Annotated in this window: 12 protein-coding genes; all 12 read right to left on the minus strand. The window is 34.0% G+C overall.

The features are described 5' to 3' along the window. Nucleotides 1-7: 7 nt before the first annotated feature. Nucleotides 8-1,528, minus strand: a complete 1,521-nt coding sequence (locus Q4Q34_RS01690; protein ID WP_303317269.1) for a sulfatase-like hydrolase/transferase — start codon at nucleotides 1,526-1,528, stop codon at nucleotides 8-10. Between the two features lie 36 nt (nucleotides 1,529-1,564). Then, nucleotides 1,565-2,677 carry a TlpA family protein disulfide reductase gene (locus Q4Q34_RS01695; protein ID WP_303317268.1) on the minus strand — a complete coding sequence of 371 codons (1,113 nt, stop codon included), beginning with the start codon at nucleotides 2,675-2,677 and terminating at the stop codon, nucleotides 1,565-1,567. 18 nt (nucleotides 2,678-2,695) lie between these two features. Then, on the minus strand, nucleotides 2,696-4,117 hold the full coding sequence (locus Q4Q34_RS01700) for a sulfatase-like hydrolase/transferase (RefSeq protein ID WP_303317267.1): 1,422 nt from the start codon (nucleotides 4,115-4,117) through the stop codon (nucleotides 2,696-2,698). 180 nt (nucleotides 4,118-4,297) lie between these two features. Then, complete coding sequence (locus tag Q4Q34_RS01705; protein ID WP_303317266.1) at nucleotides 4,298-5,689, minus strand: sulfatase; 1,392 nt, start codon at nucleotides 5,687-5,689, stop codon at nucleotides 4,298-4,300. A gap of 346 nt (nucleotides 5,690-6,035) precedes the next feature. After that, nucleotides 6,036-7,514 (minus strand): sulfatase, encoded by a 1,479-nt coding sequence (locus Q4Q34_RS01710; RefSeq protein ID WP_303317265.1) that lies wholly within the window; start codon nucleotides 7,512-7,514, stop codon nucleotides 6,036-6,038. A 291-nt stretch (nucleotides 7,515-7,805) separates the two neighbouring features. Further along, nucleotides 7,806-9,227, minus strand: coding sequence for a hypothetical protein (locus Q4Q34_RS01715; protein ID WP_303317264.1), 1,422 nt, complete (start codon nucleotides 9,225-9,227; stop codon nucleotides 7,806-7,808). Nucleotides 9,228-9,394: 167 nt separating this feature from the next. Beyond that, nucleotides 9,395-10,942, minus strand: a complete 1,548-nt coding sequence (locus tag Q4Q34_RS01720) for a sulfatase family protein (RefSeq protein ID WP_303317263.1) — start codon at nucleotides 10,940-10,942, stop codon at nucleotides 9,395-9,397. Nucleotides 10,943-10,950: 8 nt separating this feature from the next. After that, the gene (locus Q4Q34_RS01725) at nucleotides 10,951-15,114 is read right to left on the minus strand and encodes an Ig-like domain-containing protein (RefSeq protein ID WP_303317262.1); all 4,164 of its coding nucleotides are present in this window, start codon (nucleotides 15,112-15,114) and stop codon (nucleotides 10,951-10,953) included. A gap of 36 nt (nucleotides 15,115-15,150) precedes the next feature. Further along, a complete protein-coding gene (locus Q4Q34_RS01730; RefSeq protein ID WP_303317261.1) occupies nucleotides 15,151-17,181 on the minus strand; it encodes a family 16 glycoside hydrolase in 2,031 nt (676 codons plus the stop codon). A 140-nt stretch (nucleotides 17,182-17,321) separates the two neighbouring features. Further along, nucleotides 17,322-19,808: a beta-galactosidase GalB gene (gene galB, locus Q4Q34_RS01735; protein ID WP_303317260.1), complete on the minus strand. Its 2,487-nt coding sequence runs from the start codon at nucleotides 19,806-19,808 to the stop codon at nucleotides 17,322-17,324. A 16-nt stretch (nucleotides 19,809-19,824) separates the two neighbouring features. Further along, a complete protein-coding gene (locus tag Q4Q34_RS01740) occupies nucleotides 19,825-20,757 on the minus strand; it encodes a sialate O-acetylesterase (RefSeq protein ID WP_303317259.1) in 933 nt (310 codons plus the stop codon). A gap of 224 nt (nucleotides 20,758-20,981) precedes the next feature. Continuing rightward, nucleotides 20,982-23,816, minus strand: coding sequence for an outer membrane protein assembly factor BamB family protein (locus tag Q4Q34_RS01745; protein WP_303317258.1), 2,835 nt, complete (start codon nucleotides 23,814-23,816; stop codon nucleotides 20,982-20,984). Nucleotides 23,817-23,914: the final 98 nt, after the last annotated feature.

Here is a 23,914-nt window from a genome sequence, read left to right on the forward strand (position 1 = left end):
TTTATGTTTACTTTTTATTTTTCTTAATGTGTTCCTTGTATAAATTCATGATACGTTTAAAGCCTATTTCTTCACCTGCCAGCATCCTTTTGTAATCGTTAGGTAATTCTTTTTTCATCCATACTAAGGCTTTCGGACTTGTCATTTTCACTGGCTCATACACATCGCTTACTGGTTTCATAAGCTTATCAAACTGTTGTTTCTCCTTGCGCAATTTGTTTAAAACTGATTCGTACTCCGGATTATCAATCAGGTTATTTAATTGATGGGGATCTTCTTTCATGTTAAATAATTGCTCTATAGGTTTTGAAGGTTCAAAAAAGAGTTTTTGAGATTCGGTTAATTTACCTTCTTGGTATAATCTCCTCATAATATGCACAGCAGGTCTGTAAAACTCTAAATAAGCTTGGTGAGCATCATAAGGTACTTCTGGTTTTGCATTATAGATGTACGACCAGTCTCCTGAAACAAGTGCTTTAGAATCTTCTTCAATTTCATCCCAAAGGTCACGTGCTCCATATACATATTCGCGCTCAAAGTCCTTTGAAAAAATAGGTTGTCCTGTCATATAACCAGGTACTTCAATTCCAGCAAAGTCTATAATAGAAGCAGTAATGTCGGTAGCACTAACCACTTCTTTTCTCACTTCCCCTGCCTTGAATTTATTTGGATAATACATTATCAAAGGAATACGCAATCCTGGATCCAGTAAATAGCCTTTACCACGGATATTACAACGACCATTATCTCCTATAAAAATGACTATAGTATTATCTGCCATTCCTTTTTCTTCCAATTCCTTGAATATCATACCAACCTCATTGTCCATATACTCAATTTGGTCTAAATATTTGGCCCAATCTAATCGTATTGCTGGATGGTCTGACATGTATGGGGGCATTTCCAGAGTTTCGGTATCAACGGGATGCTTAGACTGATTTCGTACATCGGTCCACCAGTCACCTCGATGCGTTACAACAAGTTGTATCTGGGCAAAAAATGGCTCATCGGTTTTTTCAAAAGTGTCATACTTATCAAATAATCCAAACTTGGTTTTTCCATCCCATTCGCCCAGAGGTTTGTGCTTAAAATTGACATCAATTTTCCGCCCCTTTTTCATCACACCATGGTGCCCTAAAATTGTCGTGTACCCTGCATCCCTCAATAATTTTGTAAAGGGCTTGAATTGAGGATCTAAAGGTACATTTCTATTACTCCTATGGTGATGTGTATTGGTTTTTACTTGATGTGTACCTACCATCATCGCAGAGCGACTTGGGGAACATATCGAGTTGGTAACAAAAGCATTGTCAAATCTAATACCCTGAGCTGCCATTTTATTCAAGTTAGGTGTTTTTACATTAGGCATATCGTAACATTCTAAATCCGTACTCATATCCTCTGCCATAAGCCAAATAATGTTTGGGCGTTTAGTTTGTACCTTACCCTCTGCCAGTTTATAATCTTTCTCGTTTTTACAAGAAAACAAGAAAAAACTTAGGGTTAGAATAAAAGATAAGCGCTTCATAATTTTTTAGATTTTTTTGTGATAAAATGATTTTATTTATTCTTTTAAAAACTGTTCGATTTTATACGACATAGCCTTGGTAATATCAGATTTATACCCTGTTTTAATAAATTGATACACTCCTTTTTTATCAATGATTATATTGGTTGGGTATGAGGTTATATCAAATTTATTTGCAACCCATCTACCGTCTTCAATGATATTATACTCAAAAGGGGTATTCCTTAAAAACTCATCTAATTTGTATTCTAAATCTAGAGCAACAGCAATAAACTCGACCTCTTTGTCTTTAAATTTTTCTTTTAGCTCATTTAACTCTGGAATTTCCTTTTTGCAAGGCGGACAGGTAGTAAACCAAAAATTTAAAACGACTACCTTGCCTAATAAGTTTTTACTTTTAAAACTTCTCCCTCTTATACTTCTAAAAGAATAGTTTGGTGCTTTTTTACCTAAAAATTCAATATTTTTCTCTTTATTTTTATTATATCTTTCTTTAGAGCTTTCAATATATGTTTTGTGCTCTTCAGGGGTTCTTATTTTAAAGCCCTTCAAACTATAAGTTATTTGAGGTAATTTTTTATAAAATATGCTTTTTGCCGTAACTGTGTAAGGTCCAAAACGTTTATCATTTGAAGTATATTTTAGCAAGAATCCTTCGGCTTTAAATTGCTTTACATATTTTAATCCAAACTTTTTTGTAGTTAATATCTCTTCGGTCTTCCCTTTTATGTTCGCGGTATACACTTGACATGGTATTTCTAAAAGCATTTTAGTTTTTCCATCTTGAATTGAAACATTTTTGACAGGTTCTTTAAATTTCTTTACTACCGCATTTTTAGTTTTCCCACTAACTAAACAAGAGTAAGCAAGCTGCTTGTTATAATCAAAATGATAGGATGTTTGAATGTCAACCCTATTTGAAAAACTCTTTTCAACCAGCTTATTTTTATTAAAAATAACTACAATCTCTTTTTTATAGTATATGGATTTTTTCTGCTTTTCGGTAAGTTCTTGATGATACTTTACATCATAAGTTATTATAACATCATTAACGATATTATTAGCATTTGCATATTTCCATTGCGCATGAATAGTTGGACAAAAAAGACCAATAAGTAAAACATAAAATTTAAGCACTATTTGTTTCATAATTGTTTTTTAGTCTAATTAGTTCTTGAAAACACCTCCTGAAAATGGGTAATTTTCACTTTTATTACTTTCTCTTTTTAAAATTTCATTTGCTTTTTTAACAATTTTTGGGTGCAGGTTAGAAACATCAAATTTTTCATGTTTATCTTTTCCTAAATCGTAAAGTTCTGTATGATAATTGTTTCCATAGCGTACTGCTTTCCAATTACCTATTCGGGTAGCTTGACGGAATCCTTTTACTGATTTTCCTTCTTGAATTTCCCAATACAAAAAGTCATGTTTTTTTTGAGGTTTACCTAAAAATTCTGGTAGTAATGAAATACCATCAATATTTTTTGGGGTTTGTGTACCAGCAACCTGAGCCAATGTTGGCATGATATCATAAAAGGTGCTTTGATGGCCGCTTACAGTACCTGGTTTTATTTTGCCTTCCCAGTAAGCCAACATAGGAACTCTTACACCGCCTTCATAAACATCACGCTTATGGCCTTTAAGCCCTCCTGAACTGTTGAAGAACTTGTAATTGTGATGATTTTCGTTAGTGGGTCCATTATCGCTGGTATAAATAACCAATGTGTTTTCTAATTCACCTCGTTCTTCTAAACTGTCTATCAATCTTCTAATTTGTGCGTCCAACATGGTAACTCTTGCTGCATGACGACGCTCAATTTCTGGCCATTCTTCAATTTTGTCGGAATACAAATCCGTTTTGCTAAGAAAATATTCATGTGCATGTGGAATTCTATAAGACATATATAAAAAGAATGGTTTATCATCATCCTTTTTATCGAGATACTCTAAAGCAAAATTTGTCCTGAATTCATCTAAACACTTATAATCATTGTAGTTATAAAAAATTGAATCTTCAGTATTATTAACCCAATGGATACGCTCATCAATCTCGTTACCTTTAGCATCTTCACCCCATTGTTCTTGTACCGCATAATCAAAACCACGCCCTTTTGCCCATGTGGAATAATCTTCTGGAACTCCCAAATGCCATTTCCCTATCATTGCGGTTTGATAGCCTGCCTTTCTCAAAACCTCAGCAATTGTTATTTCTGATTTTTTAAGGGGCACCCTGTCCCATTTGCCATTAATAAGACCTTTATTGCCACGAATACTAAGATGCCCTGTGTGTAGACCTGTCATTAAAACAGCTCTAGAAGGAGAACACACTGAAGTTCCAGCATAAAAGTCGGTAAAACGCATTCCTCTTGATGCAAACTCATCTAAAAAAGGGGTTTTAATTGTTTCTTGTCCGTAAGTTCCTAATTCCCCATAACCCATATCGTCTGCCAATAATAACAAAATATTGGGTTTGCTTCGTTTTTTAGAGATCGTTTTTACGGGTACTTTCTCTGTTTCTTTCGTTTTATCACCACAAGCCCCTATAATAATAAGCAACAATACCAATATCCCCCCTTTTCTAATGGTCATTTTAAAAACTTAATTTTTTATGGTTAGTAATTGTTTTGAAACCTGCCTTTCTATTGCAATACAATTCTTTTAGCAATGCCATCTTCAATGCTTAGGAAATACATTCCTTTTTGTAAATGGCTTACATCGATTGCTAACAAAGTGATAAAACAAGTGTGTTTCATTTTAATAATTTTATGGTCAGTAGATAGGTACGGCTTCTTTTTCCCATTTAGCGATTTCTTTTTTTAATTGATTTTCAATTTCTAATCCTTTACCAATTAGGTTATTTTTTTCACTTATATCTTCAACTACATTAAATAGATGAAATTTTCCGCTGTGATATTTTATAAGTTTCCATTGACCCGAAATCACTGCAGCGTATTGATCTTCATAACTTCTAAAGAAATATAAATTACGCGGTGAAATATCTTCTCCTTTTAATATTGGCAGTAAACTTACGCCTTGAATATTCTCATTTTGATATTTTTCTCCCGAAGCTATTTCCATCAAAGTTGGAAAAACATCAATGGACTGAACAGGAATGCTAGTTTCGGCATTTGCTTTAGTAATACCAGGATAATTGACAATAAATGGCACCCTTGCTCCGCCTTCACCTAAAGTATTCCCTCCTTTTTTTCCACCACTTAATGGTGTATTCTTATATGCTCCTCCTTGATCGGAGAGTACAATTACAATTGTATTATCTGCTATTCCTTTGTCCTTGATTGCTTTTCTTACCCTACCAATCGATTCATCCATAGCCTCAACCATAGCCGCATGATGCGCATATTTACCTTCCAAGCCTGCATCTTGGTATTTTTTGAGTAAATCCTTTCTACCTATAGAGGGGCCGTGTACGGAATAGTACCAAAAAGATAGCATGAATGGTTGGGTCTTATCATAATTCTTAATGAAGTCAACGGCACCATCTGTAAGGACATCTGTTAAATAATCTCCTTCTTTATAATTTTTCTGAAATTCTTTTGGGTCTCCACTCTTAAAAAAGGGATAATAATAATTTTTGGGATGACCATTATCAGTTGTTCCAAACGTTTTATCAAACCCTTGATGTTCTGGATAGTATTTATCATCTCCTAAATGCCATTTGCCAATAAACATATTGTAATATCCGTACTCCTTCAACTTTTCTGCATAAGTCACTTCTTCATGCGGAAGATAATTTCTAGAAGGTCTTTTCATAGGATCTTTTGGCCAAATATTGTATTCAGAATTTATAAAATGTTTTTCTTCTGGGATATGCCTTGACATTTCTAACCTCACAGATTCTTTACCTGTGAGTAAACTTGCTCTACTCGGACTACAAGTTGGTGTTGGAATATAGGCTCGTTGAAAATCTAGACTTTCTTTTTTGAATTGATTCAAATTTGGAGTTTGAAACGTGGTATTTCTATAACCGACATCAGACCACCCCCAATCATCTATAAACAACAACACTATATTAGGTTTTGGGGCTAAAGCAGTTTGTTTAACTGAAGTATTTTCGGTTGTGTATTCTCCTTTATTTTTACATGAGAATACAAGTATGCTACACAAGATAGCTAAGGTAATTTTAAGATGAATTAATTTCATTTGTTACTGTATTGATTAAGTATACCCTATTTGAAGTAAATATGTATTTAAATTATAATAAAGCTGTTTCTCTAAGTTTAGAAAATGTAGTTAAGGGTAAATTAATTGCTACATTTCATCCAACTTATTTTGTAAAAATAGTACGTTTAAAACAAAATTACTCCTGTTGATTAATTATTGTACACTAAAACTCCAAACTTACCCCTTGGCTTGTACTACTTTACCTTTCCTTGGCAACACTTCTCGGCAATAATTAATTTTCCCCTATAACTTCTCCATCATTAATATCATCTCCATCAAAGAATGTCGACTAGCTTTTTTATAATGTCTTTTTTTAATTCTGTGCTTAATGAATAATATCTTTTAACTTCTTTCTAAATAATTTTAAAATGGCTTTATTAGCATTGTTAGAGGCGATATTACACCATTCATTTGGGTCGTTTTTATGGTCGTACAATTCTTCAAAACCATTAGGGTATACTGTATATCTGTATTGTTCATTTCTCAAAGAATGCATTCTCTTTTTTTTAGAAGTTAGTGCCCAATCATTCCAGTTTGCGCTTTCATCTTTTAAAAGTGTAGCCATACTTTGTCCTTCAACTTTTTCATTTTTGGGCAATCCACACAATTCGACCAATGTCGGATAAACATCCAACAACGAAACAACTCTTGTGCTCACACGTTCTTTTTCATTTCTAGGATCAAAAATCAATAATGGGGTTTTTGCTGCTCGTTCCCAAAGTACGTTTTTAGACCAGTGTTCTTTTTCACCTAAATGATATCCATGATCTCCCATAAGGACTACTATCGTATTTTCATTATACTTACTGTTATTAAGAGCGTCCATAACACGTCCTACACAAGCATCTGCAAATGATAAGTTAGCCAAATACGCACGTACAGCCTCTTTCCATTTTCCCTCTTCAACAACTGCTTGATGAACACTTTTTTTAGCCATATTATTTCCCATATTACCAACATCGTCTAAATCATTTTTTAAAGTTTCCGGAATGTTAATATCATTAAGGTCATATAAGTCAAAAAACTGCTTTGGTGCGAACCAAGGTAAATGTGGTCTGAAAATGCCACATGCTACAAAAAACGGCTTGTCATGTTCCTGCTGTAAAAATTGTGCACAGTAATCCGCATTTTTCCAATCGTGATTATCTTCCAATGCAACATCAACAGGGTACCAATCAAAACTTCGGATGAATGATCCTTTTACCCCTCGCTTTTTTAATTCTAATCCATGTGTTTGCTTATTTTCTTTTGATGGAGAATCCGCTCCAATATTTCCAACTCGTTCTACTTGAAAAGAACCTGGATCACTACCTGGTCTGGGTTCTTTTTTTTGACCTCTTGGGCTATGGAAAATTTTACCAGCTGCTGCGGTTTTATATCCATTTTGTTCAAAATACTGTGGTAATGTTACTGTATTTTCAAAACCTTTTATTTCTCTAAAATGCTCTGAGTTTCCATATACTCCGGTTGTAGATGGCAAGTAACCTGTTAGCAAACTTGTTCTAGATGGGTTACAAAGTGCGGCAGAGCAATAGGCATTTTTAAAAATAACACTTTTGTTTGCCAGAGCATCCATATTAGGTGTGATAGCCTGTTGATTTCCTCCAAATGCGCCCACCCAATCGTTCATATCATCTACCATTATGAGCAAAATATTTGGTCTTTCTTTGTTATCATTAGTATAGATTTTACTTGAGTCGACAACCTTATTGCTATTGCCTTTTGTTGAGGCACAAGATACTAGTGATAAAAGCAATAAAATGATTGACATGTTTATTACTCTTTTGATTATACTATTATTCATTTATTTCAATTTTTGTGTAATGGCTAATAAGAAACATAGGGATTTTTCTCGTTTCATTTTAACCTTAAGGTTAAAAATCTAAATTTTTGTTATTTAGATTCCCGTTTTATTCATTGATTCTGTTTTTATAATATTAAATTAAGAATCTTCAATTTCACAGGAATGACAGTTTCATCGAAACCCCGACGCTTAGCGTCGAGGAATTCTTTTCGATTAAATTATATTTATCTATGCCGTATATCAATTAATTATTCAAACTCTATTTCTTTAAAATGGTGCTTCATAAGTCATTTAATTACAGCTTCCATCCGAAGGTACTGTAACTTGAGGACAACCACCTATAGCATTTGTTGGAAAGATAAAAAAGTCTTCTTGTTCAAAATCTGTATTCTTTTTTCTTATATCCCCAACAACCACTTCATAGCAACCATTATCTGGACCGGTACATCCTCCCGCTGCAGCTGCATTATCTCTTATCGCTCCAATGGAATGACCGGGTGTACTTGATTCATCAGGGTTTTTACATCTTAATATTAGCTCTCTTCTATCGTCGCAATCAAAATATTTAAAGTCTTTCCCTTTTACTTGCGCTCCTTCACCGCCAGTTACAGTAATATCCCCAATATATGATCTACTATCAAAAGTACCCTTGTTTTCAATTAAGCCAGGTTTATTACCTATAAAACCAGCTGCTATTTGAACTGCATGGGTTGAATTAATCGATACTACTCTTTCAATATCTACACGTCCTTGATCTACACGATGTGGTGACATATTAAAGGCTGCGTCTCCATTTCGAGATGTAATATCTCTTCCCACTACATCATCTACACTAATTTCATTTACTTGATTAGTAGCTGCTGCACCAGTTTCTACCCTTAAAGTAACACCTCCTTCTCCATCAAGGTTTTTGTACAATACCGTTTTTCCCGACTGCATTTGCACGACTCCATAACCCACGTGCATTCCTGTCATAACAATATCTTTAACAACACCTTGTCTTGATATCTCATCTACATTTTCACTTGATGGTAAGTTGAGCACAATATTTGAAAATTTTGAATACGAATCAGTTAAACTCATGCCTGAAAACTTAAAATTTTTGACATAACCATACTCAACAAATCGTACACCGCCGTAATCTCCCTCAGGAATATTTGCTTTAAACCAGGTACTAGGGTCCATGTTATCTTCATCTGAATTTGTAATAGCTACATTTTCAACATAAAAATCCTCTCCTACTAAAAACATACGTAAATTTTTACCCGAAGGCCATCCAACCAAATCTGGTTGTATAGTTACGTCTGTATCTATTTTTAAATGAATATTAGACCTTAGTACTACTTCAGTGAAACAATAGGTTCCTGCTGTAATTCTAATGATGCCTCCTCCAGAATTTGACACATCTAATATTTGCTGACTTAATAAATCGCTGTCTTGTGGACTACAGTTACCATTAAGATTTGCAATTACTTCTGTTGAAGGAATTTTATTTTCATAGAATCTATCTTCATTATCTGTTAATCTATCAGTAGTAGTTTCTCCAGAAAGAAATAAATCGTCTGTATTGTTGTTTTCTTCCTCCTCATTCTCCTCAGTAAGATCTTCTTGTTGAACATCATCACCACTTGGATTAGAGGAACAAGCAAAAAATACCATTGAAAAAATAGCAATTAACCATATTCTAAAAAAATTAAAACTTCGTCTTTTCATATGCTTCATTTTACGTAAAGATCAATAAATAGAAAGGAGTAAATGTTTTTTTGAATAATAAAAATGTAGCTAAGGGTAAATATGAACTAATTATTCTTAATCAAGAAGATCAACATCTACCCTGCTTAAAAATTTAAGCTTGAGCCATCTAATTAAGTTTAGCGTATTCAAATACGTAACCCATTAGAGTCAATTAAGCTCTCAATTTGTTTTTTAAGTTCTTTGGCCTTATCTGGATGTTTCTCAATAATATTGTCTTTTTCAGAAGGATCTTGTTTTAAATTATATAATTCTGGAGAGAATTTCTTTTTACCTCGCTTATATCCTTTAATATATTTCCAATCTCCAACTCTTATAGCTCGATTATACCTGGTTTCCTCTAACATAAATGGCAATCCTTTTGCGTCATTACCTAAATAGGCATCTAAGGTGTTTCTGCTATCACGTGCCTCTCCTTCAGGAATATCTATAGATAGTAATTTTGAAAAAGAACCAATCAAATCAATTTGATTAACTAATGCATCTGATTTTCCCGGTTGTATTTTTGCAGGCCATTTAATAATAAAAGGCACTCTTGTTCCTCCTTCATAAATTTGATATTTCCCCCCTGTATAAATACCAGATGCGTCATGACCTCTATCATTTTCGGCTTCAGATTTAACTACTGTTGTTCCGTCTACGTAACCGTCATCATAAACTGGTCCGTTATCACTAGAAAAAATAACAATAGTATTTTCTGTAAGTCCATTTTCTTCTAAGGACTTTAAAATTTCACCTACTGCCCAATCAAACTGCACCATGGCATCACCTCTATAGCCTAATGTTGTTTTTCCCTGAAAACGTGGATGTGGCGCTCTTGGCACATGAATATCTTGTGCCGCATAGTATAACATAAAAGGTTCTTCTTTATGTGCTTCTATATATGTTTTTGTTCTTTCGATAAATGTATCGGTCATCGTCTCGTCATTCCATAATGCTGATTTTCCTCCAGACATATAACCTATTCTTCCAATACCATTTATTATACTGTTATCATGCCCTCTCGTACTTTGATAATAGGTCATGGCCTCTCTATTAGTTTTGCCATCAGGATATTGTGTACTGCCTTCAATTTGAACATCTTTCAATTCTTTACTTACATAAATAGGATCGTTTGCATCATAATTCAATACCCTGTGTCCGTCTAAATACACACAAGGCACACGATCATTTGTCGATGGTAACAGAAAAGAATAATCAAATCCAATTTCTAAAGGTCCTGGAGACACTTTTCCGTTCCAATCAGTAACGCTATCTTCTTCTCCAATTCCCAAGTGCCATTTGCCAATGACTCCAGTAGTATATCCTGCTTTCTTAAATAGTTTTGGTAAGGTATAAGCATCAGTAGGAATAGTTAATGGTACATTGGGCGGTAAAATGTTTATATTATCTCTAAACCCATGAATCCCTGTTAAAAGTGAGTACCTGCTTGGTGTACAGGTTGCTGCAGAGCAATGTCCGTCTGTAAATTGTATCCCACCTGCAGCTAGCTTATCTATATTTGGAGTTGGAATTAGTTTTGAACCATAGACTCCAACATCTGCATACCCTACATCATCACCATAGATAATAACCACATTTGGTAACTTATCGACAGCTTCTTTAGCCTGTTTTGTCTCCGTTTTACAGCTAAAAAACAAAGCTGATAGTAATAGTAAAAATGGTATTCTTTTCATGAGTCTGGTTAGTTATAATTTTTAAGTTGGCTATCTAATTCTTCTATTCTTTTTTGCTCTGTTGCACTTAATTTTTTACCTCCATCTATTTTAAGATGTAAGCGTTTAAGCTCATTCAACTCTTGAGTTCTTATAGGGATGTTTGGAAAAGTAACATTAAAGGTTATGTTTGTAGTATCTCGCTTTACAATATCTCCGTTATCCTCAACCAAAACCTGAAAATTGAATGTTTTCTTTGTTGTTAATACCATATTAGATATGTTTTTCAAATACAACTCTTTAAACTTATAATGCATCTCTCCTGTTAAGGAATCTATAGTAAACATCTGGGCATGAACGGAAGGAATAATTCTATAAACCAACTCTTGTTCTTGGTCTTTGTCCGTAGCACTAACTTTTCCAATATGGTATTCTATATCCTCATATTTGTAATCGTAATCAATTACATATTCGCTTAAATTAAATTCAGGTTTTATGTTTTTACTTCCTAATTCATCTGGTGTTATCCCTTCTTCATTATCTAGCTCCTTTAAAAATGCTATGAGTTGCATTTTTTCTTTTTTGCTTAATGTATTTGCCCTCCTATGAACTTTTACTAATTCACCTTGTCCTGTATTAAACACCTCTTCTAATGTTTTAGCAGATCCATCATGTAAGTATGGTGCACTTTGCCAAATACTTATTAATGTTGGTGTATCTATACCATTTAGTTCTTTCCCTAGCCTATTCCCACTATTTTTGGTAATCGTTCCTACATCATGCATGACTCCAAATCCACTATCGGTAAATGTTGATCCTGAATGACAGGTATAACATTCTAAATTGATAAAATGTGAACGGCCTTTTTTTGCTGCTTTTGTCATAGTGCCATCATCATTTTTGTAAGGACTCTTAGGGTAGTCTGAAAGAGACGTTACATATTTTGCTAAGTTATCTAACCCAACATGCAAACCTGACTTACTAGGAAAAAACGGTTTATGCGCCTTTCTAAGCACATCATAAAGAAACCCTGTTCCCTCATTTAAGTTTCTAATTTGGTCATCAAAATCTTGAACTTCGTCAAAATTAGCAGACCAATGCAAGGTTCCATGCTTCATCCCTTCTTTTCCTCTTAAATCGATAGTATTTCTTAATCCTTCACCTAAATTAGATAAATCCCAAATACGTCCATCGTGGCTTCCATCTATATGACAGCTTGCACAACTCATATACCCTTCGCGCGATAAATTGCTAATATTGGTTCTATTGAATATTCGTTTACCATCCAATATGTCTGCATCTAATAACTCGTTAGTTACGGTTCTCCATTTAGTAAGATATTTTAGTTCTCCATTTGGCTGAGATTCAAAAACCGCTATGTTTCTAGACAATTGATTATGAACGTATAATCGGGTTCCATCATTATTTGCAACTAATGCTCTTGCGCCATCTCCATAAGAATTAAAAATGGATTGATTATTTGGATTGAACGCATCTACCGAAGTAATAGTTTGACTACCATGTGTAGTAACATATAATATATTTCCAAAAGCATTATAAGTAGCTGCTGAAGCAAAATCACTATTATCTAAGTCTAAACGATTTTCGTCAACTTCTTGTTCTTTATCTAAATCTATATTAATTACAGTACTTCTTACGGTATGGTCAAAAACCAACGGTTTTCCATCACGTTTCAACCCTCTAAATAAATTATCCTTTTTTGCTGGTATCCATAAGTCTGTCTGTTGTGGGTTTACCGCCATAGCTCCTAAATAGTTTGGGTAACCTCTACCATTGGATAAGCCGTCATTTACCATTGTTGGCTTTAAAACCTTGTTGTATGATACTTCCCAATTTTTCACATCTACCCATTGTACTCTTGCTCCCTCTTGATTAGACGCAATAAGTTGATTTGCTACAACTCTGTTTTTCTTTGGAATAAATGCCACATGCCTTAATGGACCTTCTAATTGAATATTACGCAACATTTTATAACTATCTGTATCTATTTCTTGTAGGGTATTCGTTGCTGACAGGGCAACATAAGCAAATTTCGACTCTTTATTTAGTGTTAGACCATATGGTGCAGATCCATAACCTAACGAAATTGTTTTTAGGTGCTTGCCTGACTCTACATCATGCACAAAAATAGCATCACTTTTTGCACAACTAATCCATAGTTCATTATCTTCTTTAATGATTGAAGTAGGTTCTTTGCCTGTAGGTTTTTCATATATAGACTTACCTGTTTTCGTATTAAAGGCTGTAAATGAATTATTATCTGGATTTACCACATAAAAACGATTATCATTTTCATCTAAAATAACAGTACTACTTGAAATTGGCAGGTTATTTTCTAATGGCGCATAAACGACTTGTACCGCAGAACTTTTTATAAGCTTATCACTTCCTTCTTTTTTTGTAGTTAACGTAACGCTATAATTACCCGGCTTTGAAAAGGTCTTTTTTATGGATGTGCTTGATGAAAAAGGCGTGCTATGGCTACCATCTCCAAAATCCCATGAGTAACTAATTTTTGACTTTCCTTTGTTACTTATAACGGCTTTAAGAGTTATCTTATCCCCTACTTCCTTAGGTTTATCAACTACCACCTGGGAACTATAATCTACAATCTCTGAACCTGTCGAAAATTGCGTTACTAAGGTATCTGCTTTAAAAGGATTGCCTACTAAGTCCATTAAATTGGTGGTAACATATACCTCATAGCTTGTATTCTTCTTTAGAGGCTTATATGGAATAGCGTGAACAATCCCCATACCATGGCTAAAACCACAATCTACAATTTTATCTGTTCCCTTTTCTTTTACGTAAACAGCACCATTCTCTAAACATTCGTTATCTATAAAATCTGAAAAAGAAATTCCTATTTTACCTAAAAGTGATACATTTTTTTTGCCGTTTTTAGGAAATACACTTCGCACTTCAGGATCTTTTAAATCGGGGGCTATTTGATGCACACCCAAGTTTAATTTACTTTCTACTTCATGATCTGAAGTTATTATTGAAAGGTTTCCTAGCGGAGATACAAAAGCATAATCGTTACCCGGTGGGTGCTGTGGTTCTACCCCTATAACAAAAGACGCTTTATCATCTTTTACGTCCCACCTTGTAAGACCAGGATAATGCCCTATGTATAAATTATCATCTTGTAGGTACATGTATTCTGGTTTAAAAATCTTATCAGTGCTTCCTAGTTCAATTTCTTTAATATCCATCGGATCGGAAAAATCGTAAGTAAGAATTTTAGAAATCTTATCTACATTCTTCTCTCCTGAAAAAGCACCATTGTAAAAACGATCGCCATATAAAATCCCTTGATATCCTATTTTAATAGCTCTATGGTTTATTAGATTAGGATGCTTTGGGTCACTTACATCCATTAAAACCATGTGCCCTTTTGCAGTTGCTACTGCTGCTGGCGAAAGCACCAACATATCTCCAATAGCATGAACAGAGCGTATGGTTTGATTGTATAATTCGTTTTTTCGCAGATGCGATAATAATTTAGGCTCTTTAAAATTTTCTGTACTTATAATAAACAACCCGTTAGCCCCTGTTGGCGCGTAGACATATTTCCCTCCTACCCATGCAGGTGCAAAGGTAAACCCATCATATACTGTTGATTTTTCAACTTCAGGAAAATGATAACGGCAAACTACTTTTGGTAAAGTTTTTGGATCATCATCGTATAATGGACCAATATCAAGAATTAAAAAGCCGTTGTGGTTTTTACCTCGATCTGAAAACAACATCATATCCTTGTAATAATATAATCCATGATGCTCTCCCAAATCACCTAAATAATGTTCTTTTCCCTCTACATGATATAATTCCGGATAATCTCTAGAATCAAATACCGTTTTTGGATTTCTTGGGTCATCAATATTATAAGCGGCAAAGGCCCCATCTCCTATACCTCCTCCAAAATCAAAACTCATTGGCGCAACCATAAGCCCCTTATGGTAACCTACTGCACTTAAAGCCTTACCACAGTCTATCCATGATAGAATTTGACCTAAATCTTCTTTGGGGTATTTCTTGTTAAAAGGCGCATGTACTTTGTTTGGTTTTTTATTGGCAACACTTCTAACCGAGGTATAATTTCCGTTTATAGGTATTAAAACAAAGGCCGGTAATGCTAGAAGCCCAAATACTAAAAGGGTTTTTATCATTAGTTTAATCAAGATATTTTTAGTATTCATAACTTCTTAGTTCGATAAATGCTTTTTAAAAAATTCTATTACGTAATTAAGTTCTTTCTGCTCTTTAAAAAAGGCATGTTTTGCGCCTTCTATGATAACCAAATCGCTTTCTATACCATAATCTTTTAGTTTTTCATGTAAAATGACACTTTGGTTTAAAGGCACAAGCTTATCTTGGTCTCCATGCATCAATAAAAATGGAGGATCATCTTTTGACACATATTGTATTGGACTAGACTGTTTTGCTAATAAGGGTTTCTCTTCATTTGTACCCCCTAAAAGATTTGTAATATTAGGCACATGTGTAGTGCCATTTTGTACATTTAGATCTTCTACTATTTTAATCATATCAGAAGGTCCAAACCAATCACAAACGGCATTAACATGGCTAGATACATCGGTCACTCCAACACTACCTTCTAGTTCATTAGTACTACCTGTAAGACCAGCAAGGGCAACCAAATGCCCCCCAGCAGAAGATCCCCAAAGCCCAAAATTATTTGGATCTATATGGTAATCTGATGCATACTTTCTCAAGTATCTTATTGCAGCCTTAGTATCATGTATTTGAGCAGGAAAGATATCATGGCGACTCAATCGATAATTTATTGACGCCATTGCAAAACCATGTTCTAACAATATGGAATGTTTTCCAAAATCTTCTTTAGACAATTTGTTCCACCCTCCACCATGCACCCAAATCACTAACGGCATGGGTTTATCAGAGGTATAGTTTTTGGGAAAATATAGGTCTAGTGTTTGGGTTCTATGACCGTTTTCTACATAGGGAATATTTTTATAAATTTTTATATGCTTTGGTATTAAAGCCTGTTCTGCATTCATCCTATCAACAAACTTATGATATACTCTAAACTCTTTTTTGTTAAGTGCTCCATCTATGTTTTTATCAACATGATCAACATAGTCCAGATTAAATTCAGCTAGTTCTTTCCCTTGTAATTTTTCATCGCTATTCAAATCAAAATCAACAAATTTTGTTTTTGCTTTTTTTATAGATGATTTAATAACTGGTGTTAAAATGATATTTTTATACTTTACAGCAGTATGATCGCCTTGAAAATATATGGGACCTGATTTGGTGTCGTCTGCACTTAATGCTCCCTTAGTTGCGCCTTCTATTGGCTGATTATCGATAACTTTCTTTCCGTTAAGTATGACCGTTATGTGCTGATTTACTAAAGTGATATCATATTGCTGCCATTTTCCACCCTCTTTCCCTGCATTTTCTGATGCTCGAACACGTCCGAAAACAGAACCTATCCCTTGAATCCCCTGCATACGACTATCTCTATCTACAACCTGTACTTCATATCTTCCTTTAAGGTAAATGCCACTGTTACCTCCTTTTGGAACATTAACCTCAAGTTTTAAATTGAAATCTTCAAACTCTTGCTTGGTTCTTAAGTTTCCATACTTAGAAAAAGGTTCAAAACTACGCTTTGGGGTTTTATTAACCATGATTCCATTTTCTACAATCCAGCCATTCTTTTGGTTGGGATTAGTAAGCTCCCAGCCTTCTAAATTTTTGCCATTAAAAAGTGACGGTGGTTTATCGTATTGAATGGAGTCTAAATTTGGCTTAAAGGGCAATGGTGGTAATCGTTTTCCTGTAAATGTTTCTTTTTCTTTTGTACCATCTTCTAATTGATAATTTGCAATAAGCTGCATCTCATCACCATAAATAACTGCTCGGTTTTGAATAACTACTTTTGATCCTGTTGGTGAACCTCCAACATATTTAGGTTTTCCAACCGAACTTTTGCGTTTGAAATAGAGTGTATCGCCAACTATTTTAATGTCAAAAATTTTGTTATGCTGTCCAACAGTCCATATTTCCCCTTTTACCTCAGTACTGTCTCCCTTTACAGAAAACCACGCAGGATGTCCATTAGGTAAATCTAGAGCCCAGTTACTTTTAGAATTAGTAGACAGTTTCTTTTCTGTATGGCAAGAAAAAAGCAGCAAAACACCTGTGAATAGGCGCAAGCAATAAGCATAAAACTTATTGAACTTCATATAAATAAAATTTTAAATTAATGGCTAAACAATCCTCTGGAGTAAAAGAACTAAAATTAAAAGTCTTTTTTGAGACCTTCCGTAAATTATATGTATCACTCAGTACATAAGCTATAATGCCAGTAATTTAAAATAATGACTTACTTTATAGAAGTAGATATCATAAGTTTGGAAGCCTTTAAACCCTCAGATTCTGCCGTTAAAACTATTTTTCCAGTTTCACCCTTTTTGGAACGAATAACTACAAGCGCTAATCCATTAAAAACCTTACGCTCTTTAGCTTGAAAGGATTCATGATTTGTTGGATCTCCATTTCCTATGCCAATTATTTCTCCAGGACCTTCGATATTGTACTTTACACTATTGTGGGTTCTAGGAACTGTTTCTCCTTTTTTATCTGTAATAGAAACCGTAACAAAAGACAAATCTTGTCCATTAGCGGAAATTACAGATCTATCTGGTGACAATTTAATTCTACTTGCTTTTTTTGTTGTTTTTACCGTTTCTTCAGCCCATTTTTGTCCATTCTTATAGGCTATCACTTTTAATTCCCCTGGCTTGTAAACTACATCATCCCATCTTAAACGATACTGATATTTTTCTTTCTTTCTTTTACCTAAAGATTTTCCATTTAAGAATAGTTCTGCTTCATCTCCAGATGTGTACACAAAAACGGGTGTAACCTTACCCACACGCTCTGGCCAGTTCCAATGAGGTAAAATATGAGCCATAGGAAAATCTGGACGCCAATGCGCCTGATACAAATAATATCTATCTTTTGGAAAACCACATAAATCCACAATTCCGAAGTAAGAACTTCTAGGTGGAATATTTCCCCCCAGTTTTTCCAGTTCGGCCTTCATTTTTGCTTTTTCGGCTGGATCGGTAAAATTGAGTAAGTTCGTTTTGTCTTTGTTATATGGTGTTGGCTCTCCTATGTAATCAAAACCAGTCCAAACAAATTCACCTATCATATAGGAATATTTGTCTTGAGCCTCAAACTCTTTATCTGCTGGGTAAGCCCAATTTGGAGCAGAGTAATCATAACTACTTACTTGAAAATACCCACCGCTACCTTGTTTTTTATTATCATAATTTACTGGAAAAAAATATTCACCTCGAGAACTTATTGTTGAAGCTGTTTCACTTCCATACAATGGCATATTAGGATTATTTTTATGAAATTCCTCATACATATGCGGCTTATAATTGATCCCATGAACGTCTGTTGTTTTTTGAAAACCATTGGTTTGCGCCTCTGGTCTGCTATTCCCAAATGTTGTTGGACGTGTTGAATCCTCAGATTTTATAATATCAGCTAGTCTTAATGCCATAGGAGCATCTTGTCCTTGACGCAATTCAATCATTTCATTACCTGTACTCCACATGATAACTGATGGGTGATTCCGGTCTCTGCGAACCATAGCTCTTAAATCTCTTTCATGCCATGCGCCAAATAAAGTGCTATAATCGTTATCTACTTTCTTTTTGTTCCAAACATCAAAAGCTTCTACTTGAACTAAAACCCCCATTTTGTCACACAAATCCAAAAACTCAGGAGCTGGTGGGTTATGTGCTGTACGAATGGCATTAGTTCCAAATTCCTTTAAAATTTCAATTTGACGCTCCATAGCACGCACATTTATGGCTGCTCCCAAAGGTCCTAAATCATGGTGTTGGCAAACCCCGTTTAGCTGTACTCTCTTACCGTTTAATAAAAACCCATCATTAGCCGTAAACTCTATCGTTCTTATTCCGAAAGATGTTTTATAATCATCAATAATTTCTCCGTTTTGAATTAAAGTCGTTCTTAATTCATACAGATTTGGGGTTTGCAAGTTCCATAATTTTGGATTTGAGATTTCTATATCAACTTCATTTTTGAAATTTGTTTTTTGCTCTGTAACTTTTATTGAATTATTGAAGATCTCATGTAACACTTCAATCGCTTCATTTGCATTTTTCACGTCCGTTTTAATGTGAATGGTTGCTTTTTTAGAAGATACTTTTGGAGTGGTCACAAAAACACCCCATTGGTCAATATGTATTGGATTTGTTTTTACTAAACGTACATTTCTGTAAATTCCACCACCAGGGTACCATCTTGACGATGCTTCTTTGTTATCTAATCTCACTGCAATGGTATTCTCTTCTCCTATTTTTAAGTAATGCGTAATATCAAACCTGAAGGATGAATAGCCATAGGGCCAGTCACCAACATAACCACCATTTACCCAAACAGAGGTTCCAGACATGGCTCCATCAAACTCAACAAATATTTTCTTCCCAACATCAGATTTTTGTGATTTAAATACTTTTCTATACCAACCTATTCCTGCCCAAGGTAATTTCCCTGTTTGGTTTGGCAAATCTGCTCTAAAAGGTCCTTCAATACCCCAATCGTGCGGTACATTCAATACACGCCAATCGGAATCATCAAAGCTTGGTTCATCTAAATCTTTTGGTTCTTTTAATACAGTACCATCTGGCATAGCTCCAAATCGAGCAAACTTCCATTGATTGTTAAAGTTTTCAATACTTCTAGATTGACTATTTACATGGTTTATACCGACAATAGTTAGTATAAAAATGTAATACAAGGGAATGACTTTGAATGAAAATTTCATATATATTGTTTAATTTTTACTTTTTATTACAAAGATTAATTAATGCTTTTCCAAAAGCAATACCTAAGCGTTTTTGACCTTCTGTATTATAATGCAAATTATCTGAATGTTTTGGATAATCCAACCAATCTGCATTAGTTGATGTTTTTATGATTTCTATATAATCGTCTCCTTCAGCAACGGCTTCCATAGCTGCTCTAACTAATTCTGGGCCTTCTTTAAATTTTCTTGATAAAGGATTCACTTGACCAATGACTATGGGCAGATTATCAAGAGACAACGTTTTTCTGTAACTCGTTACTAAATTATTAAGATTTATTTTATAGTTAGATGCTGTTATCTCTTTATTTGTATCACTTTCGCCTTGTAACCAACCTAGTCCAATGACTTTATAGGATTGACCTGTTTTTTCAAGCATATTGAGATTATTTTTGATATTTAAAATATGTGATTCAAATAACCTTAGGTTTTTTCGTTTTGCCCCTCGTTCAGCTAAATTAGCTTTTTCTGTAGTCCATTCCGGATTCCAGGCTCCATATAATGAAGTACCTCCTACTGCTTTCTTTATTAAAAGATAGTACTGATTTGGGTTCGCTTCAGCAAGCGTTAACCCCAATAATAGCTCAGGGCCAAAATGCATATCAAAAGAATACTTGTCACTTACAGCCACATAATACGATAAAGGTTCTGCCTGTTTTTTCGGATTGTCGGATGTACTCAATAATACTCGATTTGACACTTTTTCAATCCGCTTTTTAATATCATAGCTTAAAGCACTATAATTTCCATGACCTACCATATTAGATTGTCCTGCCAATAAAACTACATGAATATCTTTTTTGTCATTAGTTTGAGCGGCAGTATCTTTTAAATTAAATGATAAAAACAAACTAATACACAATACACATACAAAGAGAAAAAACAGTTTATTCTTATATCTTACAATCATTACTTTTTAATATTTTTATTGCTATTCCCTTTTTCAAAAACTAGCTTAATATCCTTTTTCTTGGCATCCTCATTAGCTTCTCTCACTAGTTGTAAAAATATCTTCATTTGTTTACTAAATATTAATTATCTCCAAAGTCTGAGAACCAAATGAAAATATATCTAAAAAAACTGTTGTGTATTTCATTCAAAATGACACGAATTATTTCCTTTAATTTACAAAGTTTACAGTTTCTCGTTTAATTCAATATCAATAAATCTAAAACCACCTAAAGGGATTTCAATATCTAATGTGGAATCAGAATTCAATTTGAACTCCTCTCCACTTAAAATATCTTTAATTTTTTTAACTTCAATATTGTTGATTTTAACCTTTGCAGTTTCTTTATTTGGATTGATATAACCATTTTCAACAATGGTTAAACGTAATTGTTTTGCTCCTACCTGAGCAACTACCCATCCTACATTTCCTGATACATTTACCGGAATTAGAGACGAACTTTTCTTTATATCTTCTTCAATTACTTTGTAATACTCATCAGGGGCATAAGTTTCTTTTCCATCTGCTGAATAATAATTCTTACCATCAGAATAATACTCCTTCATGATATTTTTATACCAAGGATGAATATTTTCTTTAAGAAGTTTACGGTACACTTTTTTTGCTGCAAAGACACCTTTTTGAGGTGGTGTAATTAACACCATACCATTATTATACTTAGGAATAAAATTTAAACGTCTCTCATTGGCACCAGCAGCATACTTCGAAAAATCCCATTCAGTTAATGGAGCTCCAGGCCATGTGCCATTTAATCTGCTAAATACATAGGGGTCATTTTCTGTTTTTTCTTTATCAAAAAATGTTAACCATTTTACGTTACTAGCTCTACTTAGATATTCATGTTCTGGATTAGCAATACTTAAATGTACCGGCGAAAAGCTTAAAATATCTGAACGCTTTGGAACGTAAATAGCACCCTCTGCAATCAAGTCCCATAACAAACTCATATATTCTTGATCTACAGGAAAATTATCTATAAACTGAGCACCGCTAGAAATGGTATACACCATAGTTCTTAAAAAATGATTCGGTAAAGTTTGATTTGAGTGTTGACGCAAACGATCAAAACTGGCATTATCCCTTGCACAACGCGCACCCCAACTATCTACAGCACCTGCAGCCCAAATCCCTAATCTGGAAGTAAAACTTAATTCCATCGATTTATCTGTTGTTTCTTCCATGGCTGGCACAAAAACGTTAGCGTATTTACCAGAAACTAAAGGTTCCCATTTTTTCATATAAACGCTAGATTGCCAGAACAAATGTTTATTTCTCAAATACATATTGGCATTTCTGGTTTTGGCATAGTCTGCTAATGGCAATATCAAATCATTCATTACAAACTTAAATTCATCAGAATGGTCTTCAACTTCAGGATAAATAATTACGGTTTTATTTCCATTGGCAATATCAAACCCTTTTTTTGTTGTTTCCACTTGATACATATAAGGGTCATTACCATGTCCAGCCCAATAAGAAATTCCTTTCCCTTTAGATTGATCGTGCCTTTTTTTAATTTTTTCTAAAACTTCTTCTTGAGTAAGTTTATATTTCATTCTGCGGTCACGTTTGTTTTTATAAATTTCACTTGACATAGCAGAACGGTCCCATTTTTCTTTATCAAAATTCCCTCCATTCAAGAAAACTGGATTATCATGGTTAGCTTCAATGCGTTCAATACTTTTTCTAGCCTCAGGTTTCTTTCTGTTCTCAGACATAAAATAAACAGTAGCAGATTTCTTTTGATACTTGGGCTTTTTAAACTTTATCAAGTTGTTTTTTATACCGCTAGTGTTAGCTAGAATATCTTGAATTTTTCCAGGAGGATTTAATTCTCTAAATTCTTTTTTCCATTTTTTACTATCAAAATCAATAATATGAATAGCACTACCTCCACTTTGAGCACTTGCCAAAATTACTTTATTAGAATTTGGATCTTTAAACATGTCGTTAAAAGAAAATCGTGTTGGTAGCACTTCGGCATCGGCCTCTTCATCTCCAAAATCAGAAATAACAAGGTTACTTCCTTGTAAAACTATATGCGCTTTTTTTCCTTTGTTACTAACAACTTCTGGCTGAATTACACGATACATCCCTCGATTAAGCACCTTTCTTTCTTTAATCTTATTCAAATCGAAAAGAGACTGCTTATTTGTCTTCGTATCAATAATTGTAAAATAGTTTCCTTTTGCTTTTGCACCAACTCGCCCTAATAATATCTCGCTATTGCCATCATTATTGACATCTACTACCTTTAGGTCTCCAAATGGCCCTCTTTTTTTCAATTTAATAGTTTGATAAGGTTTAGCTTCTAAAGGTTTGAAAAAGTAAACAGACCCTGGACCACTCATGCTATTTTGCACACCATGTACAACTAGAATTTCTTCTCCATTAGCTAATTTGGCTGGTCTTAAAAAGTTAGTAACATGTAGTCCTTTAGGAGGGTGTACTTTATGTAATGCTTTACTAAAGGGTTTTTCAATTGAATACGTTTTAGACGCTACTTCGCTTATTAGTTCTCCTTTCGGGGATAAATAATAATAGCTATTATCATAACCACCACAAACCGCATAAGATTTACCATCTTTTTGTATCACACATACCGAATACATTGGTGCTTCATTTTGCTTGAATTCCCATAACAATTTGCCATTGCTATTTAAGCAGTATATTGAACCATCTGCATTCGCTGCAAAAATTTCATCTACTCCATCCATATCAACATCTCCAGCCCAAATATCATGATTCATAAATCCTGATAGTTTGTTTTCCCAACGAATTTCACCATCATAACCTACTGCTAAAATGGTACCTTCATAACTTGTACAAGCTACATAAGTCCCTTGTTTATCTACTGCTGTTCTAACTTTTGTAATGGTATACTTTGTATTAATACTTTTTACACCACTATCAAAACTATTTGAAATTGCAAATGAGCTATTATTTAGAAAAATAATTAGCAAACATATTTTTTGTAATATATTGATTTTTAAATCCATAAAAGGTTTTTATTATTTTGTATGCAAATTATGCTACCTATTTAAATAAAGTGTTTTTCTAAGTTTAAATAGTGTATCTATTAGTAAATGAAATCAAA

The sequence above is a fragment of the Flavivirga abyssicola genome (assembly GCF_030540775.2).
In the GTDB taxonomy this organism is placed as follows: Bacteria; Bacteroidota; Bacteroidia; order Flavobacteriales; family Flavobacteriaceae; genus Flavivirga; species Flavivirga abyssicola.

Coding starts and splice junctions, on each gene's coding strand:
- Q4Q34_RS01690 (WP_303317269.1), bottom strand. CDS start 1,528: ATGAAGCGCTTATCTTTTATTCTAACCCTAAGTTTTTTCTTGTTTTCT.
- Q4Q34_RS01695 (WP_303317268.1), bottom strand. CDS start 2,677: ATGAAACAAATAGTGCTTAAATTTTATGTTTTACTTATTGGTCTTTTT.
- Q4Q34_RS01700 (WP_303317267.1), bottom strand. CDS start 4,117: ATGACCATTAGAAAAGGGGGGATATTGGTATTGTTGCTTATTATTATA.
- Q4Q34_RS01705 (WP_303317266.1), bottom strand. CDS start 5,689: ATGAAATTAATTCATCTTAAAATTACCTTAGCTATCTTGTGTAGCATA.
- Q4Q34_RS01710 (WP_303317265.1), bottom strand. CDS start 7,514: ATGAATAATAGTATAATCAAAAGAGTAATAAACATGTCAATCATTTTA.
- Q4Q34_RS01715 (WP_303317264.1), bottom strand. CDS start 9,227: ATGAAAAGACGAAGTTTTAATTTTTTTAGAATATGGTTAATTGCTATT.
- Q4Q34_RS01720 (WP_303317263.1), bottom strand. CDS start 10,942: ATGAAAAGAATACCATTTTTACTATTACTATCAGCTTTGTTTTTTAGC.
- Q4Q34_RS01725 (WP_303317262.1), bottom strand. CDS start 15,114: ATGATAAAAACCCTTTTAGTATTTGGGCTTCTAGCATTACCGGCCTTT.
- Q4Q34_RS01730 (WP_303317261.1), bottom strand. CDS start 17,181: ATGAAGTTCAATAAGTTTTATGCTTATTGCTTGCGCCTATTCACAGGT.
- galB (WP_303317260.1), bottom strand. CDS start 19,808: ATGAAATTTTCATTCAAAGTCATTCCCTTGTATTACATTTTTATACTA.
- Q4Q34_RS01740 (WP_303317259.1), bottom strand. CDS start 20,757: ATGATTGTAAGATATAAGAATAAACTGTTTTTTCTCTTTGTATGTGTA.
- Q4Q34_RS01745 (WP_303317258.1), bottom strand. CDS start 23,816: ATGGATTTAAAAATCAATATATTACAAAAAATATGTTTGCTAATTATT.